The following is a 17,472-nucleotide window of genomic DNA, read 5'->3' as shown; positions in this document are numbered from 1 at the left end:
GACTACGCTTGCTGGAGATGACTCGATGAGCGTTCCCATGCAACCGCTGCTTCAGTACTTCAAAGCGATACTCAACCCCGGGCCCGGAGTGGCGTTGTTCGCCCTGCGGACCATCGTGGCCGGGCTGCTGACGTTGTATCTGGCGTTCCTGTTCGACCTTGAGCAGCCCAAGTGGTCAATCATGGCGGTGGTCATTGTCAGCCAGCCATTGGGCGGCATGGCCCTGGCCCGGAGTTTCGGCCAGGTCATCGGCACCACGCTCGGGGCGGTCGTGGCGGTGTTGATCATGGCGATCTTTCCCCAGGCGCCCCTGCCTTTCATCCTCACCCTGGCCTTGTGGCTGGCGCTGTGTACCGCCGGCGGCACCTTGTTGCGCTACACCAGTTCCCAGGCGTTTGTTTTGAGCGGGTACACGGCGGTGGTCGTGGCACTGCTGGCGGTGCCCGATCAGGACGGTACGTTCCTTCTCGCTGTCACCCGCGTGACCGAGACGCTATTGGCGGTGGCTTGCGTGTGCGTGGTCAGCCTGCTCACCGCGCGACCGGAAGCTGTGGCCCGGGATTACTTCGCCAAGATCGATCAGGTCATCAAGCTGCTTGCGACCCACGCCGCTGCGGTCATTCGAACCGAGGAAAGCGAAGCCGATTTCCATCGACGGCAGATGCAACTGCTCGGCGCGATCAGCGCCTTGGAAGGCGTACGGCGGCATTTGTATTTCGATGCGCCACGGTTGCGCAGCTCCAATGAGTTGGTGCAGTTGCTGGGCAATCAGCTGGTGTTGTTGACGTCGCGGCTGACGGCTTTGCGTCACCAGCGGGAGCTGCTTGCCGAGCGCTGGAAAGGTGCGTTGCCGGAGGAGATACAGCGTTTGCGCGCCGAAGAACTGGTCTTTCTCGATGACCTTGCCCAGCAGGGACGCTCGCTGTCGACCGAGGCGCGGCACCGTTTCGCGGCGCTGCAACAGCGTTTCGATGACCAGGCCTACAAGGCCGAACAACTCACCGAGACGATGCCTGCCACGCTGCGTTCACTGGTTTGGGCACTGCGCTGGGAACAGGCGCGGATGCTGGAGCAGCTCGGCCAGATTCTCGAACTGAGCGACGCAATCCAGGACGGGCGTGCGGCCAGTAGCATGTTTCGCGGCCAGGACAACCCCTTACATCTGGACTTCACTCTGGCAGCAATGAACGCGATCCGCGCATTTACCGCATTGGTGGTGGCCGGTCTGATCTGGATCGAGACCGGTTGGGACGGGGCGCGTGGCGGGATGATCGTGGCGGGTATTCTCTGTTCGCTGATGGCGACTTTTCCCCGGCCGTTGCTGGCCAGCCAAAGCTTTGCCAGGGGGCTGGGTCTGGCCTTGGTGGTATCGGCGCTGTATCTGTTCCTGCTGATACCGATGATCAGTGACTTCGAGTTACTCGCCTTGTTGTTAACCCCATTGCTGTATGCCGTCGCGGTGGGGTTGTCCAGTCCGCCAACCACGGGCACAGGCATTGGTCTTGGACTAACGACAATGCTGTTGTTGGGCCCGCAAAACACAGAAATCGGCCAAAACAGTGCCATTCAGTGGTTCGAGTTTGCCGGTTCCTATATCTGCGCAACCGCGCTGGCGCTCAGTGTCTATGCCTTGATCTTCCCGTTCAGGCCCGTTTTGCGAATACGCCGGCTGTTCAATGAAAACTGTGAGCAGGTCTACGCTTTACTGAAGACACCGGCCACCGATGAGCAGCAATTTGCGTTTGAAAGCCGCATGGTCGATCGCCTGACCATGATGTTGGGATTATTGCCGGCTACCAACGACAAGCAATCCAGCGAGCTGTTCGAAGTCAGCCTCGGATGCATGGCACTGGGTGTGGCGTTGAACCAGCTCAGGCAGCAGGGGCAAAGCAACACGTTGCTCAGTACTGAGCAACAAAACCGTTTACTCGCTGCTGTCCGTGAGACAGGACGATTGATCGCCGGGCGGCCCGGGATTGACTTTGAGCAGCTACTCCGAAACTTGCGTGTCTTGGGCGATGAAATGGACGACTTGCATTTAGACGTTCATGAACACCTGTGGTCGGTATTCAGGATGCGCGTGGCGTTGTTGATCGTGGTGTCGTTTCTGGAGCGACATCGTAAATACTTTTCACCCGCAGAAGCGGAAGGAGTGCCGACCCTTGCCCATTGATTTTGAATTGGGTGGTGTCTACTTGCCGCCGATTGCCCAGGCGTTACTGCTGGCCCTGCCGATTTACCTGCTTCTGGACTGGATCTTGCGCCGTATTGGCGTGCTGCGGTTCGTCTGGCATGAAGCCTTGTTCGAAGGCGCGTTGTACGCCTGCGTTTGCGCAACGCTGATTCTGGTAATGGGAGCTTGATGCTTTGAAGGAGATCCTTGCCCGACTTGCGACGGTGGCGGTGGTACTGCTGGCCTTTGTTCTCGGCTGGTTTGCCTGGGAACATTACACCCGCGCCCCCTGGACCCACGATGCACGGGTGCGTGCCGATGTGGTGACGTTGTCCGCCGATGTCTCGGGGCGCATCGTTGGCCTGGGCGTGCAGGACAACCAGCATGTGGAGAAAGGCCAGTTGCTGCTGGAGATCGACCCGGCGCGCTATGTCCTGGCGGTTGAGCATGCCAAGCGTTCGGTGGAAGTGGCGAAAGCCACCCTTGGTCAGTCTGAGGCAACGATAGTCGCCAGTGAAGCGTTGCTCCGCCAGCGTCAGAGTGAAGAGCGCCGACGGCGCACGCTCAAGCAGCGGTTCGCAATTTCTGGCGAAGAATGGGAGAAATCCAGCACGGAAGTGGCGGTGGCGCAGGCTGAGTTGCTGCGCAACCAGGCCAACCTCGGTTTAGCCCACGCCAACGTGCAACTGGCCATCGCCGCATTGACCCAGGCCGAACTGGACTTGCAGCGCACGCGGGTCGAAGCACCCGTGACGGGTTACGTGACCAACCTGCTGACCCGTCAGGGTGACTATGCCGCGGCCGGAGGCGCGTTGTTGGCGCTGGTGGACAGCGATTCGTTTTATGTCAGCGGCTACTTTGAAGAAACCAAGCTGCCGCGAATCGAGGAGGGCGACCGGGTCAGGATCGAATTGATGAGTGGCGAAACCTTCGGCGGCACTGTGCAAAGCATTGCTTTCGCCATTTCCGACCGGGAGAACCTGCCCGGCGGCCGATTACTGGCCAACATCAACCCCAGTTACACCTGGGTAAAACTGGCGCAGCGGGTACCGGTGCGAATACAGATCGACGCCGATTACGCAGCCAAAAACCGACTGCGTGCCGGCACCACCGCCACCGTAACGATAATGGAAACCCGCGATAGCAGCACAACCCACTAACCCTGTGGGAGCGAGCAAGCCCGCTCCCACAGGGATATGTGTGGAATTTGGGACAGACAAAAAAAAGCCCCGCGACCGAATGAGGCACAGGGCAAAGGAATTGGTTGGTTGCGGCCAACCAAAGGAGCTCGTTAAGACATTACTTGCTGGCGACCGTCTCTGGTTGCCAGCCACCGCCCAGGGCTTTGTAAATCGCGACAATGCCGCGATACAGATCGACTTCGGCCTGGGCCTGAGTGTCTTCCGCCGCCAGGCGCTCACGCTGGGCGTCGAGCAGGACGAGGAAGTCCGCAGTGCCTTCGCGGTAGCGAATTTGGGCGAGGTCGGCCGCGGCGCGGCTGGATTCGCTTTGACGAATCAGCGAGATCAGGCGTTGCTGGCGTTTGCCGTAGTCGCTAAAGGCGTTTTCCGATTCTTCCAACGCCAGCAGTACTTGCTGCTCGTAGGTCGCCAGGGCGCCTTCGGCATCAGCATCGGCACCACGTAGACGGGCGCGCACGCTGCCAAGGTCGAACGCGGCCCAGGTAATGCTAGGGCCCAGTGCCCAGGCGTTGGCTGCCGAGGAACCGATCTGCGAACCGCGTCCGGCGGTGAAACCAAGGAAACCGCTGAGGCTGACCCGTGGGAACAAATCAGCCTTGGCTACGCCGATACGGGCGGTGGCGGAGGCCAGTTTGCGCTCGGCGCTGAGAATGTCCGGGCGACGTTGCAGCAGTTCACCCGGATCACCGATCGGCAATGCCTTGGCGATCGCCGGTAAGTCTTTTGGACTCAGGTCGACGGTCAGCTTGTCCGGACGTTCACCCAACAGGGTAGCGATGCGGTTTTTCTGTCGAACCTGTTCAGCCTGCAATTGCGGCACGCTGGCTTCGACGGATGCCAGGCGTGCATCGGCGCGAACCACATCGAGCTGATCGCCGACACCGGCATCACGCAGACTGACGGTGATCTTGCTCGATTCTTGCTGGTTGTTCAGGTTGGCCAGGGCGATCTTTTCCCGCAGCTGCGCACCGCGCAGTTGACCGTAGGCATCCACCAGTTCAGCAATCATCGAGACTTGCAGTTGGTACAGATCGGCTTCGAGCGCTTGCTGTTCGGCGTCGGCGGACTCCAGGTTGCGCTGGATACGGCCAAACAGGTCGATCTCCCACGCCATGTCCAGGCCCAGGTCGTAGCGTTCGCTATTAACCCGCTTGGTGGTCTGGCCCGGGATCTGACCCTTGGCCAGGTCACTGCTGACCCGGCTGGTGATGGTTGGCATGGCGTCATTGCTGACGTCATCGCGAATCGCTCGCGCCGCTTTCCAGCGAGCGAAGGCTACGCGTAAATCACGATTGCCTTGCAGCGATTGAGTCACCAACTGGTTGAGAGTCGGATCTTCGAACTGCTGCCACCAGATGCCTTCGAAACGCGAGCGGTCGTAGTTCTTCTGACCGGCGCTGCCATCGGTAGCGGTCGTGATGTTGGCCGGCTCAGTGGCTGGGGTCTTGTAGTCCGGGCCGACGGCACAGGCACTCAGGGCCAGTACCAGAAGGCTCGGCAGGAAGGCTTTCAGGCTCATTGTTGCGCCTCCAGTTTCAGGGCCTTGGCCGCTTTGCGCTTTTCACCGCGCTCCACAAAGTTACGAATCAGTACGTAGAACACTGGTGTCAGCAACAGACCGAAGAAGGTCACCCCGAGCATCCCCGAGAACACCGCCACACCCATGGCATGACGCATTTCGGCACCGGCGCCGCTGGAGAAGACCAGAGGCACAACACCCATGATGAATGCGAAGGAAGTCATCAGGATCGGCCGCAGACGCAGGCGGCAGGCTTCCAGTACCGCGGCGAGCGGGCTGAGGCCTTCGTCCTGCTGTTTGTCCTTGGCGAACTCGACGATCAGGATCGCGTTCTTACAGGCAAGCCCCACCAGTACGATCAAGCCGATCTGGGTGAAGATGTTGTTGTCGCCTCCCGACGCAATCACACCGGTGATGGCCGACAGCAAGGTCATCGGTACGATCAGGATCACCGCCAGTGGCAGGCTCCAGCTTTCGTATTGAGCCGCGAGTACCAGGAACGCCAGCAGTACGCAGAGCGGGAACACGAACAGTGCGGTGTTACCGGACAGAATCTGCTGGTAGGTCAGGTCGGTCCACTCGTAGGTCATGCCGTTGGGAAGTTCTTCCTTGAGCAGTTTCTCGATGGCTTTTTCGGCTTGGCCGGAGCTGTAGCCGGGGGCTGCTGCACCGTTGATTTCAGCGGTGATGAAGCCGTTGTAGTGCATCACGCGGTCCGGGCCCGAGGTGTCGCTGACCTTGATGAAGGTCGCCAGCGGGATCATCTCCCCTTTGTTGTTACGCACTTTCAGCTGACCGATCTGGTCCGGTTCGAGACGGAACTGCTGTTCAGCCTGAACGTTGACCTGATAGGTACGACCAAAGCGGTTGAAGTCGTTGGCATACAGCGAACCCAGGTAGATCTGCAGGGTGTCGAAGATGTCGCTGACGGCCACGCCGTGAGTCTTGGCTTTTTCGCGGTCGATAGCCGCATCGACCTGTGGCACGTTCACGGTGTAGCTGGTGAACAGGGCGGCCAGTTCCGGCACGTTGTGGCTCTTGGTGATGATGTTCATGGTTTCTTTGTACAGCTCGTCATAACCCAGGTTGCCCCGGTCTTCGATCTGCAGGCGGAAACCACCAATGGTGCCCAGGCCTTGTACGGGCGGTGGCGGGAAGATCGCCATGTAGGCTTCCTGAATCCCGGCGAACTGGCCGTTCAATGCACCGGCAATCGCACCGGCGGACATGCTCGGGTCTTTACGCTCGTCGAACGGTTTCAGGGTGACGAACACGATGCCAGCGTTAGGACTATTGGTGAAACCGTTGATCGACAGGCCCGGGAAGGCCACGGCACTTTCCACGCCTGGCTGTTTCAGTGCCAGGTCGGACATGCGTTTGATCACGTCTTCGGTACGGTCCAGGCTCGAGGCGTCAGGCAGTTGCGCGAAGGCCACCAGGTATTGCTTGTCCTGGCCGGGGACGAAACCGGTCGGGGTGTTGGCGAAACCGAAGAAGGTCAGCACCATCAGGCCTGCGTACAGCAGCAGGGCGATGCCGCTGCTGCGGATAACCCGGCCCACGGTGCCGACATAACCATGGCTGGCCTTGTCGAAGAAGCGGTTGAACGGACGGAACAACCAGCCACCGAAGATCTTGTCGAGGACCTTGGAGAAACGGTCCTTCGGCGCGTCATGGCTTTTGAGCAATACCGCAGCCAGGGCGGGCGACAGCGTCAGCGAGTTGAACGCCGAGATCACAGTCGAGATCGCAATGGTCAGGGCGAACTGCTTGTAGAACTGCCCAGTGAGCCCGGAGATGAAAGCCGCCGGGATAAACACCGCACACAGCACCAGCGCCGTTGCGATGATCGGGCCGGTCACTTCACGCATGGCCCGTTTGGTTGCCTCGACCGGAGTCAATCCCAGCCCAATGTTCCGCTCGACGTTCTCCACCACCACGATGGCGTCGTCCACCACGATACCGATGGCCAACACCAGGCCGAACAGCGACAGGGCGTTCAGCGAGAAGCCAAACAGGTGCATCACGGCAAACGTACCGATCAGCGAAACCGGCACCGCCACCAACGGAATGATCGAGGCGCGCCAGGTTTGCAAGAACAGGATCACCACCAGAACCACGAGGATCAGTGCTTCGAAGAGGGTGTGAACCACCGCCTCGATGGAGCCGCGCACGAAGATCGTCGGGTCATAGACGATGCTGAAGTCCATGCCTTCCGGGAAGCTCTTTTTCAGCTCCGCCATCTTGTCGCGCACTTCGTTGGAGATTTCGATCGCGTTGGAACCAGGGCGCTGGAAGATCGGGATCGCCACCGCCGGTTGGTTGTTCAGCAACGAACGCAACGCGTATTGGCTGGAACCCAACTCAATGCGAGCGATGTCTTTCAGGCGAGTGATTTCACCGTTTTCGCCGGAGCGAATGATGATGTTCTCGAACTCTTCTTCAGAAACCAGACGACCTTGCGTGTTGACCGACAGCTGGAACGCCGTGGCATTCGGCGCAGGCGGCGCACCCAGTGCACCGGCAGCCACCTGACGGTTCTGTTCACGAATCGCGGTCACGACGTCGGTGGCGGTCAGGTTGCGCGAAGCGGTCTTGTTCGGATCGAGCCACACACGCAGCGAGTAATCACCCATGCCGAACAGCTGCACATCACCGACACCGCCCAGACGCGCCAGCTCATCCTTGATGTTGAGCAAGGCGTAGTTGGACAGGTAGAGCATGTCGTAGCGTTTGTCCGGCGAGGTCAAGTGCACGACCATGGTCAGGTCGGGCGAAGCCTTGTCCACGGTGATACCGATGCGCGTCACTTCTTCTGGAAGTTTTGGCTCGGTCCGGGTCACGCGGTTCTGCACCTGTACCTGTGCGTTGTCCAGGTCAGTGCCCAGCGCAAAGGTAATGGTCAGGGTGATTTTGCCGTCAGCGGTGGACTGCGAGGACATGTACAGCATGTTCTCGACGCCGGTGATGGCTTGCTCCAATGGAGCGGCTACGGTTTCACCGATGACTTTTGGGTTGGCACCCGGGAAGTTGGCACGGACCACAACGGTCGGCGGAACCACTTCCGGGTATTCGCTGATCGGCAACTGGAACAGCGAGATGGCGCCAGCGATCAGGATCAGCAGCGACAGTACTGCTGCAAAGATCGGCCGTGAAATGAAGAATTGGGAGAAATTCATCGGAGTTGTCGTCCCTTAACCGCGTGGAGTCGCAGCAGCCAATTTCACAACCGAACCCGGCGCGACCTTGGCAGGTGCGACTTGGGGCAGGTTGCTGGCTTCCAGCGCTTGTCGTTGTTGTGCGAGTGCCGCGAGGGTTTGTTCACTGGCCATCGGGATCACTTCTGGCGTGACCGGCGAACCAGGGCGTACCCGTTGCAGACCCTTGACGATGACGGTGTCATCCTTGCTCAGGCCGCTGCGCACGATGCGCAAACCTTCGATCTTCGGACCCAGCTCGACTGAGCGGTAAACCGTTTTGTTGTCGGCATCCATCACCAGTACGAACTTTTTACCCAGATCGGTACCGACCGCTTCGTCGTTGATCAGCACGGCGGAATAGGTGCCGCTGCCGACCAGTTTCAGACGTGCATACAAACCAGGGGTGTAGGCGCCGTCGCTGTTGTCGAACACGGCACGACCGCGGATGGTGCCGGTTTTCGGGTTGACCTGGTTGTCGACGAAGTTCATCACGCCCTGGTGTGGGTTGCCGTCTTCGTTGGAGAGGCCGAGGTAAACCGGGGTGGTTGCACCGCGTTTGCCTTGGCGAGCGAGCGCGGTGTATTTGAGGAACACGCGCTCGTCGGCGTCGAAGTAGGCGTAGACCTTGTCAGTGGACACCACACTGGTCAGCGCGGTGGTATCGGCGGTCACCAGGTTGCCGGCGGTGATTTCCGCACGGCTGACGCGGCCACTGATCGGCGCGGTGACACGGGTGAAGCTCAGGTTCAGTTTGGCCAGGTCCAGTTGCGCCTGGAGGGCACCGACGGCGGCGCGGGCTTCTTGAGCAGCGCTGGTGCGCGAATCGGCCAGCTCGGCAGAGATCGCGTTGCTGGTGCGCAGGCGTTCGCCACGCTGGGATTCGTTTTCGCTGCGGGTGGCGTTGGCGCGGGACTGGGCAACCAGGGCTTCGAGGCGGCGAACCTCGGCCTGGAACGGACGTGGGTCGATCTGGAACAACAGGTCGCCTTTCTTGACCAATGCGCCTTCAGTGAAAGCCACTTCATCGATCTGGCCAGAGACCCGTGGACGGATTTCTACGGTTTCCGGCGCTTCAAGGCGCCCGGTGAATTCGTCCCACTCGTTAACCGGTTGTTCCAGCACCTTGGCCACGCTGACCTTGGCTGCGGGCATAGTGGCGGCCGTGTCCGGAGTCTTGCCGCAGGCGCTCATCACCAGTACGGCCAATAGGGCCAACGGGAAGCGTAAATGTTTGAGTGATTGTTCCATGGATGCATCCGCCAATGTATTGAGAATGGACGGATGATGCTCGGCGAGGATGTATCGCACGAATCGAATGAGGCAAAGGTAACTATCATTCGGAATGATATAAGTCCGATGCAAGCTCTCTAGCGTGCACCTTTCGTTAGGCGGCTATCAATTAGATTAATGACAATTCAGTGTTGTGGGGAATGCAAAGGTTCAGCTTGAGACCGCGTTGCGGCCTATCGCGAGCAAGCTCGCTCCCACACTGGATCGGTAACGGACACAAATCCCCTGTGGGAGCGAGCTTGCTCGCGATAGGGCCAGAAGCCCTCATGCAAAATCAGGATCAAGCAAGGCTATCCGGATCCCCAAAGAACATCTGAATCCTCGACCGCAGCCAACGCTCGCCCGGATCATTATCCTGCGACCCGCGCCAGGCCATGTGCAATTCAAAACTGCGCACTGGCAACGGCGGGTCTTCAGCCCGCACACCACCGGCCGCCGTTAACGCTTCAGCCGTGTAATCCGGCACGGTCGCGACAATATCGGTCCCGCTGATGAGTGTGCTGAGTCCGTTGAACTGCGGCACCGCGAGTACCACATGGCGTTTGCGCCCGAGCTTTTCCAGCTCTTCATCTATAAAGCCGCTCAGGTCACCGGCGAACGACACCAGCGCATGAGGCCGTGCGCAGAAATCATCCAGGCTCAACGGCCCTGGCACCGTGTCGGCCCGCAACAGCTTCGGCATGCTGCGACGCAGTACTTTGCGCTTGGCGTTGGCCGGCAGGTCGGCGGTGTAGCTGACGCCGATGGAAATTTCGCCCGAGGCCAGCAGGCTCGGCATCAGGATGTAGTTGGCCCGACGCACCACCAGCACGATCCCCGGTGATTCGGCGCGCAGGCGCTTGAGCAGCATCGGCAGCAACGCGAACTCGACATCGTCCGACAGACCGATGCGAAACACCGCGGTGCTGGTGGCCGGGTCGAATTCCGCTGCACGACTGACCGCGGTGGAAATCGAATCCAGTGCAGGAGAGAGCAGGGCGAAAATTTCCACCGCCCGGGCGGACGGTTCCATGCTGCGGCCGGTACGCACGAACAACGGATCATCGAACAGCCCGCGCAGGCGCGAGAGTGCCGCACTGATGGCCGGCTGGCCGAGGAACAGTTTCTCCGCAGCGCGGGTCACACTGCGTTCGTGCATCAATGTTTCGAAAACGATCAACAGGTTCAGGTCGACACGACGCAGGTCATTACGATTCATCTGGAGTCCTGGCAGAGTCATCAAGCTTGACGAGAGCGGCCATATGAGAACAATGGCCGGCATGAATATTACGGGGAAAGGCTGCTACTCTGCACCGAGTAATTCAGTTTTCCTGAAATGGCTGCTTCGGTTTTCACGGCATTTGATGATGTCACCGGCGCTGCGGAATCAATGACAGGCATGTCGACTATTAATAGCCACTGATAGTCTTGGGTAGAAAGCCCAGATAGAGTTCAGGGCATTAGAGGTTTCTTTGACGAGGTTTGCGATGTCCCGCACGATCCGTTTTCACAAGTTTGGTCCAGCCGAGGTGCTCAAATGCGAAGAGCATGCGGCCGCTCTCCCTGCGCCGGGCGAAGTGCAGGTGCGCGTCGAGGCGATTGGCATCAGCTGGTACGACATTCTTTGGCGCCAGAACCTGGCCTCTTCCCACGCTCGACTGCCTTCAGGCCTTGGCCATGAAATGTCCGGCGTCGTGACGGCGGTCGGCGAAGGCGTCGATGATCTGGCAGTCGGCGACAAGGTCGCCAGCTTCCCGGCTGAAAGCCCCAACGATTATCCGGTCTACGGCGAGCAGATCGTTCTGCCGCGCTCGGCACTTACCCGTTACCCGGACGTGCTCAGCCCGATCGAAGCCAGCGTGCATTACACGCCGCTGCTGATCGCTTACTTCGCTTATGTCGATCTGGCACGGGTCAAACCCGGGCAATTCGCCTTGGTGACCGACGCCAGTCACTGTGCCGGTCCGTCCTTTGTACAACTGGGCAAGGCTCTGGGTATCCGGGTCATTGCGGCGACCAAGACGGCGGAAGAGCGTGAGAATCTGCTGTCCCTGGGTGCCGAGAAAGTCATCGTCACCGAAGAACAGGATCTGCTGATGCAGATCAACAAGATCACCGACAACCGCGGCGTGGACGTTGTGTTCGACGGTCTCGGCGGTCCACAGATGTCGTTGCTTGGCGATGTGCTTGCACCTCGCGGCAGCCTGGTGCTGTACGGCCTGCAAGGTGGCAACCAGACGCCATTCCCGGCCTGCGCAGCGTTCCAGAAGAACATCCAGTTCTTTGTGCACTGCATCGGCAACTTCACCGGCAAGCCTGAACTGGGCATCATCCAGGACCAGGTCGCACTGCAACGCGCCTTGCGCGACATCAACCAGATGACTGCCGACCGCGTGCTGCTGCCGCTCAAGACTCGGGTCTTCCCGTTTGCCGAGTTTGTCGAAGCACACCGCTACATGGACGAATGCCCATGCCGCGAACGGGTCGCCCTCCAGGTCGAGCCTGCATAAGCCCTTCATGTAAGCCCCCTCTGCAAGAGTCCGTGCCCCCACGGACTCTTCTGTTTTCAGCACCTGCCAAAATGAGACGTCCCATTGCCCCGTCAATGGGTCAGTTCAGCAACTGAACTGGTTTTTGCTCTCAATCTGTATCTTCTAATCATCATATAAGCCTTGATAATTGAATGATCACTTTCATCTCAAGGAATGAGTCATGGCTGGGTATCAGGTTGATACTTTTCAATACACACTGTTAATACATATCCGACCAATAGTTCGTCGTTGCGCAGTTGCCAAAAAAACATGGGTGACTTCTTTCTCTATTTCTTGTGCTAATTGTCTGTGGGACGCTGTCGGACATTTCCTAGGATGTCGCTCGCAACCGCAAGAGGCCGGCTCTACAGGGCCTGGCGGCCACCTGCCTCTGGACGGAGCAGGGGAGACCTCCAGTTATTTCAAATAATTACTAAAAGCTTAAGTGCTAGCATTTGGCAATAACGTCCAGTACTTCAATCGTGGCAAGCAACCCATTGCGCAATGCGTGTCGTTGTTGGTGCGATATCGAACTTAAAAGCATCAGGTAAATAAAGATGACCAATATCCATGTCCAAGCGATGAACTATGTCTATCAGCAAGTGCTGCAGCGATTGCTGAGTTTCTTTTCGCGCGCCGAACGCACGGCATTGCAGCTGATGATTCAGCGACTGGTGGTGGCCGCCGGGGGCATGGAGCGTATTGGCGATTACAAAGTCTTGGCGATTCAGTCCGGGTCCCGTGACAGTTGTTACACCCTGGCGCTGCTGCGCGCTGCACAACTGAGTATCGCCGGCCGGGCACCTGCGACATTCCAGTTGCGAGTGGCATCCTTGCGCTTGAACGACGTAAGCCCGACGGCCCTGGAAAACATCCATCGCAGCTACAGCGCCTTGTTCCTCTACGACGATCCTCGGGTCGAAGTGTTGATGGTCGATAACCGGGAAGTCCTGCCGTTCAACCACCTGACGCCGGTTTCCGAAGGCGGCCGTGAGTCGAATCGGCTCAATCTTTTGATGGTGGGCCATCGTCGCGCCTGGAACGGGCCGCTTGATCTGTGGGACGACGGGTATCTGGCCACCGGCGAGTTCTATGGGCAAATAGCTCGTTGGGACAGCGGTGTCGATGCATTGATCAGTAGCGATTCACCTCGTCAGCAGAAGCAGTTTCTCGACGGGTTGAAACGTGCTGCCGCCAAGGCCGGGCTCAAGACCTCGAATCACCACGAAACCGGCTATGAGGCGCTTTTCGCGCTGCTCGATGAACTGGGCAGCGACTGCTACCGCGCTTTTTATGCTGAACATGAGCAGGTTGCGTGGCGTCCGGCCGAACGATTTGAGGCCTGTCGTCGCGCCACGTACATCGACATTCACGACATGCTGGTCAGCAACCTGGAAGAGCGTTGGCCGCTGCTCACAGAGTTTCTCGGTTTTCAACCTGACGAACTGGCGGCCCAGCTCAGCGACAACGAGTACGTCAGCCTTTCTATCTCTGCACACATGCGGGGTTTGCAATCGTGCTTCGTGCACGACCGCGGCTACGAGACGGGTGTCGCCGAATACCTGCAACGGGCATTGGTGATGATGCGGCGCAAACAACTGGCGGAACGGTTGTGCGAACAAGCGGTAGAGGCGTTCGGCAATCCGGCAGCGTTGGCCGAGCAGCGTGTGCTGGCAGCGGCCGAGGCTCAAAAAAACCTTGGCCTGAGCGAGGCTCAACTGGTGTGCCTGCTCTTTTCACCTTTCGTCGAGAATGGCGCGGCGCTTGAGCGTTTTCTGCGCCAGTGTCACCCCGGCATGCTCGTGGCGATGCCTGATTTGCACCGGGCAATGCAGGGCAATCCGGTGCCGGAGCAGGTTCTGCAATGGATGATTGACGTCAGCGGATTGCCTGTCAGCTTGATCGGCAAGCTTTACCGCATGGGCCCGGTGTTTGCGGATGAGGGTAGGGCAGGCGCCCCGGAACTCGGCGGCGCGGGTTTGCAAGCCGAAGCAGCCGACTATGACGACGACACGGCTGTGGCGGATGAATGGTCAGCGGGGCGCTGAAAGTGTCTGGTTTGACGGACTTCTCGACGATGCGTGATGACGTTCACATGGCATTCGGCCCTTGCCCATGAAAGGGCCACGAGAAACTGACTTCGCGTATCAGGTGGTGTACCGATATCTGACTAACCTGATCAACGAACCGGTCAGTGACACGCGAGTCCGTCTGCCTTCGTTGCGACAGTTGGCGGAGCGTCTGAGCGTGTCGATCTCGACCATTCAGTACGCTTATTCGCTGCTGGAGAAGGAAGGGCGCGTTTATTCGGTGGCCAAGTCTGGCTATTACGCGTTACCGGTGTCCTCCATCAGCATGCTCAGCAGTGGCAACGACCTGCTCGAAACCGTTTATGTCAACGCCAGACGTCCAGGAATGCTGGTCTTGAGCGCCGATGAACCGGCGTTGTTGCAACCCCTCGACAGTCCGTTGTTACTGCTGGAGCGAGAACTGCTGCGCCAGTATCCGCGTCAGCCGCAACCGACATCGCAACCTTGCGGCGAGCTGGAGTTGCGCATTGCCTTGGCAGCGCGCTACACCACCTCGCCGCTGCGCTGCTGGCACGCCGACGATGTCTATATTGGCGCCGACCTGCGTGGCGTGCTGGAAATACTGATCGCTGTGTTGAATCTCAAGGACGCCACGGTGTTGGTCGAGTCGCCGTGCGACTGGGCGATTCTGCGGTTGCTGCAGGCTGCGCAGGTGCGAGTGATCGAGCTGGCGGTGCAATCCAGCGGTGGCCTGGACGTCGAATGGCTCAAGGAGTTGCTGGAGACCGAGCCGGTGCGGCTGGTGATGGTTTCATCCGGGCTGAACATGCCGCGAGGCAGCCTGGCACCCGACGACAACCGACAAGCCGTCGCGCAGTTGTTGGAGCGGCATGGCAGCTGGGTGTTGGAAAACGACTGCTACGGCGAACTCGGATTCGAACCGGACGGCCAGCGGTTTCGCGACTTGCTGGACCCCGATCGGCTGATCGTGTTTTCCACCTTCGAGAAAATCATCGGACCGGAGGCGCCATACGGCTATCTGCTGTCGCGGCATTTCAGTGCTGAACTGCAACGGTACTTTCTACTGCGGTCGTTCCGCTTGTCACCGATTCGCCAGAAAGCCATCGCTCGCTTGTACGGCAACGGCCGTGTCGATCAGCACCTTCAGGTATTACGGCGGATGCTCAAGGACCGCAAGGTGCAGATGACGCAGTTGTTGCAGGAGCGTCTGGGCGATGCCTTGCACTTTGTCGAACCCCAGGGTGGTGCAACCATCTGGGTTCGTTCGCTGCGCCAGGTCGATGTACGTCGCGTGTTTCAGCGCCTGCTCAAGCATCAGGTGGTGATCGCGCCGGGAGAGCTGTTCAGTCTCCAGGGCTTGCATGCGCAACACTTGCGCCTGAGTCACACCTTCGGTGGTGATCACGACCTTGCCGCGGCAGTGGGCTTGTTAGGGGACGCCTTGCGTATGGAATCGATCGATTGAACGGGGCCACACACCCTGCGTGACACTCATGGATCGATCCCATCGCGTTGCGGTCAAACTGCCAGTAAACTGCGTTCCTATTCCTGAACCACTCGACTTCAGAGGTTTTGCATGACACTCAGTCCTTTTGCGGGCAAACCGGCACCGGTAGAACTGTTGGTCGACATCCCGCGACTGGTGACGGCCTATTACACCGGCCAGCCCGATGCCGCCATCTCGACCCAGCGCGTAGCTTTTGGCACGTCCGGGCACCGAGGCAGCTCGTTCGACTTGAGTTTCAACGAATGGCACGTTCTGGCGATCAGCCAGGCAATCTGCCTGTACCGCGAAGCCCAAGGTATCGATGGCCCGCTGTTCGTCGGCATCGACACCCATGCGCTGTCCACCCCGGCCGGCGCCAGCGCCCTTGAAGTGCTGGCCGCCAACGGTGTGACAGTGATGATCGCCGAAGGTGACGAATACACCCCGACACCGGCCATTTCCCACGCCATTCTCTGCTATAACCGCGGACGCACATCGGGCCTGGCGGACGGCATTGTCATCACGCCGTCCCACAACCCGCCACAAAGCGGTGGCTACAAATACAACCCTACCAACGGTGGCCCGGCCGATACCCACATCACCAAGTGGATCGAAGCCAAGGCCAACGAACTGCTGAGCAACAAGCTCGCCGGCGTCAAACGCATCAGCTACGAGCAGGCGCTGAAGGCCAGCACGACCCATCGTCACGATTACCTCAATACCTACGTCGCCGACCTGATCAACGTGATCGACTTCGATGTCATCCGTGATGCCAAGCTGCGTCTGGGTGTCGATCCGCTGGGCGGAGCCGGGGTGCGCTACTGGTCGGCGATTGCCGAGCATTACCGTCTGGATCTGGAAGTGGTCAACAAACAGGTCGATCCGACCTTCCGCTTCATGACCGTCGACTGGGATGGTCAGATCCGCATGGACCCATCGTCCACTCACGCCATGCAGGGCCTTATCGGTCTGAAAGAGCGTTTCGACGTAGCATTCGCGTGCGACCCGGACCACGATCGCCATGGCATCGTGACCCCGTCCGGTGGTTTGCTCGCGCCGAACAACTACCTCGCCGTATCGATCGATTACCTGTTCCAGAACCGCCCGCAATGGCGCGCCGATGCGGCCGTGGGTAAAACCGTGGTCAGCAGCGGCTTGATCGATCGCGTGGCAAAACGTCTGGGTCGTCGCCTGTACGAAGTGCCGGTCGGCTTCAAGTGGTTTGCTGACGGCCTGTTCGACGGCTCTCTGGGCTTTGGCGGCGAAGAAAGCGCCGGTGCTTCGTTCCTGCGCAAGGATGGTAGCGTCTGGTGCACCGACAAGGACGGCTTGATCCCGGCACTGCTGGCCGCAGAAATGACCGCCCGCACCGGCCGCGACCCAAGTCAGGCCTATCGCGCCTTGACCGATGAACTGGGCGAACCGTTTTCGGTGCGCGTCGATGCCAAGGCCAATCCTGAGCAGAAGGCACTGCTGAGCAAATTGTCGCCGGATCAGGTCACTTCGACCCAACTGGCGGGCGAAGCGATCCAGAGCATCCTCAGCCATGCACCGGGTAACGACCAAGCGATCGGTGGTCTGAAAGTCATGACCGAGAACGGCTGGTTCGCGGCGCGTCCGTCGGGCACTGAAGACATCTACAAGATTTACGCTGAAAGCTTCGTCAGTGACGACCACCTCAAGCAATTGGTGGCAGAAGCGCAAACACTGGTGGACGGCGCGATCTCTGCGAAGTAATCCAGAATCGAGTAGGAGGCGGCTTTACAGCCGCCGTCCTCTCACACCACCGTACGTACGGATCCGTATACGGCGGTTCAAGCTATGCGGCTAAGCCGGTTTATCGTATCCAGTACCGAAACTAACCCAAGCTGACCCCATAGTTTCTTCGGCAGCGCCTGATTCATATGAGATGCGCCTGAGCTCCACCATGGGCCTCGGCCATTGAAGGCTGATTTGCAGGCGCGAGCTTCGCTAAGCCCCAGGCGCATCAAGTTACGTGCCCTCGTTGAGGGCCGCTTCCATTGTCGCCAGACGACGCAGC

11 protein-coding genes and 1 pseudogene are annotated in these 17,472 nt (G+C 59.3%); 7 read left to right on the top strand and 5 right to left on the bottom strand.

Translation table 11 applies throughout. From position 1 onward, the window contains the following. The first annotated feature begins 25 nt into the window (after positions 1 to 25). The 3 genes from CUN63_RS28030 to CUN63_RS28020 are packed head-to-tail and all read left to right on the top strand — an operon-like array spanning position 26 to position 3,333. Positions 26 to 2,173 (top strand): FUSC family protein, encoded by a 2,148-nt coding sequence (locus CUN63_RS28030; RefSeq protein ID WP_129444251.1) that lies wholly within the window; start codon positions 26 to 28, stop codon positions 2,171 to 2,173. Beyond that, complete coding sequence (locus CUN63_RS28025; protein ID WP_008156381.1) at positions 2,163 to 2,363, top strand: DUF1656 domain-containing protein; 201 nt, start codon at positions 2,163 to 2,165, stop codon at positions 2,361 to 2,363. The genes CUN63_RS28030 and CUN63_RS28025 overlap by 11 nt, the downstream gene beginning before the upstream one ends. Positions 2,364 to 2,367: 4 nt before the next feature. Further along, the gene (locus CUN63_RS28020) at positions 2,368 to 3,333 is read left to right on the top strand and encodes an HlyD family secretion protein (RefSeq protein WP_129444249.1); all 966 of its coding nucleotides are present in this window, start codon (positions 2,368 to 2,370) and stop codon (positions 3,331 to 3,333) included. Between the two features lie 139 nt (positions 3,334 to 3,472). Here CUN63_RS28020 and CUN63_RS28015 read toward each other — a convergent pair whose 3' ends face one another. The 4 genes from CUN63_RS28015 to CUN63_RS28000 form a co-directional block, all read right to left on the bottom strand. Continuing rightward, positions 3,473 to 4,894 (bottom strand): efflux transporter outer membrane subunit, encoded by a 1,422-nt coding sequence (locus tag CUN63_RS28015; protein WP_129444247.1) that lies wholly within the window; start codon positions 4,892 to 4,894, stop codon positions 3,473 to 3,475. Then, positions 4,891 to 8,073 (bottom strand): efflux RND transporter permease subunit, encoded by a 3,183-nt coding sequence (locus CUN63_RS28010; protein ID WP_129444245.1) that lies wholly within the window; start codon positions 8,071 to 8,073, stop codon positions 4,891 to 4,893. Before CUN63_RS28010 ends, CUN63_RS28015 begins: the two co-directional genes overlap by 4 nt. 15 nt (positions 8,074 to 8,088) lie before the next feature. Next, the gene (mexE, locus tag CUN63_RS28005; protein WP_129444243.1) at positions 8,089 to 9,342 is read right to left on the bottom strand and encodes a multidrug efflux RND transporter periplasmic adaptor subunit MexE; all 1,254 of its coding nucleotides are present in this window, start codon (positions 9,340 to 9,342) and stop codon (positions 8,089 to 8,091) included. Between the two features lie 322 nt (positions 9,343 to 9,664). After that, on the bottom strand, positions 9,665 to 10,582 hold the full coding sequence (locus tag CUN63_RS28000) for a LysR family transcriptional regulator (RefSeq protein WP_008156370.1): 918 nt from the start codon (positions 10,580 to 10,582) through the stop codon (positions 9,665 to 9,667). Positions 10,583 to 10,850: 268 nt separating this feature from the next. On the opposite strand from CUN63_RS28000, the gene CUN63_RS27995 reads away from it, so the two are divergent. The 4 genes from CUN63_RS27995 to pgm all read left to right on the top strand — a co-directional run bounded on the left by CUN63_RS27995 (position 10,851) and on the right by pgm (position 17,168). Continuing rightward, the gene (locus CUN63_RS27995) at positions 10,851 to 11,873 is read left to right on the top strand and encodes a zinc-dependent alcohol dehydrogenase family protein (RefSeq protein ID WP_056743735.1); all 1,023 of its coding nucleotides are present in this window, start codon (positions 10,851 to 10,853) and stop codon (positions 11,871 to 11,873) included. Positions 11,874 to 12,451: 578 nt separating this feature from the next. Further along, on the top strand, positions 12,452 to 13,942 hold the full coding sequence (locus CUN63_RS27990) for a hypothetical protein (protein WP_129444241.1): 1,491 nt from the start codon (positions 12,452 to 12,454) through the stop codon (positions 13,940 to 13,942). Between the two features lie 67 nt (positions 13,943 to 14,009). Further along, positions 14,010 to 15,410, top strand: coding sequence for a PLP-dependent aminotransferase family protein (locus tag CUN63_RS27985; RefSeq protein ID WP_129444239.1), 1,401 nt, complete (start codon positions 14,010 to 14,012; stop codon positions 15,408 to 15,410). A 111-nt stretch (positions 15,411 to 15,521) separates the two neighbouring features. Further along, positions 15,522 to 17,168: a phosphoglucomutase (alpha-D-glucose-1,6-bisphosphate-dependent) gene (gene pgm, locus CUN63_RS27980; protein WP_129444237.1), complete on the top strand. Its 1,647-nt coding sequence runs from the start codon at positions 15,522 to 15,524 to the stop codon at positions 17,166 to 17,168. Between the two features lie 77 nt (positions 17,169 to 17,245). Here pgm and CUN63_RS32465 read toward each other — a convergent pair. Then, positions 17,246 to 17,472: pseudogene (locus CUN63_RS32465) on the bottom strand (group II intron reverse transcriptase/maturase); the annotation flags it as partial.

The sequence above is a fragment of the Pseudomonas sp. ACM7 genome, assembly GCF_004136015.1.
GTDB classification, from domain to species: Bacteria; Pseudomonadota; Gammaproteobacteria; order Pseudomonadales; family Pseudomonadaceae; genus Aquipseudomonas; species Aquipseudomonas frigoris.
The sequence above is the reverse complement of the archived record's forward strand: the minus strand, read 5'-3'. Positions and strand labels throughout refer to the sequence as shown.

Bases quoted from the DNA above. Each gene is read 5' to 3' on its own strand.
- CUN63_RS28000 (WP_008156370.1), bottom strand. From the start codon at position 10,582: ATGAATCGTAATGACCTGCGTCGTGTCGACCTGAACCTGTTGATCGTT.
- CUN63_RS27995 (WP_056743735.1), top strand. From the start codon at position 10,851: ATGTCCCGCACGATCCGTTTTCACAAGTTTGGTCCAGCCGAGGTGCTC.
- CUN63_RS28015 (WP_129444247.1), bottom strand. From the start codon at position 4,894: ATGAGCCTGAAAGCCTTCCTGCCGAGCCTTCTGGTACTGGCCCTGAGT.
- CUN63_RS27990 (WP_129444241.1), top strand. From the start codon at position 12,452: ATGACCAATATCCATGTCCAAGCGATGAACTATGTCTATCAGCAAGTG.
- CUN63_RS28030 (WP_129444251.1), top strand. From the start codon at position 26: ATGAGCGTTCCCATGCAACCGCTGCTTCAGTACTTCAAAGCGATACTC.
- pgm (WP_129444237.1), top strand. From the start codon at position 15,522: ATGACACTCAGTCCTTTTGCGGGCAAACCGGCACCGGTAGAACTGTTG.
- mexE (WP_129444243.1), bottom strand. From the start codon at position 9,342: ATGGAACAATCACTCAAACATTTACGCTTCCCGTTGGCCCTATTGGCC.
- CUN63_RS28010 (WP_129444245.1), bottom strand. From the start codon at position 8,073: ATGAATTTCTCCCAATTCTTCATTTCACGGCCGATCTTTGCAGCAGTA.
- CUN63_RS27985 (WP_129444239.1), top strand. From the start codon at position 14,010: ATGAAAGGGCCACGAGAAACTGACTTCGCGTATCAGGTGGTGTACCGA.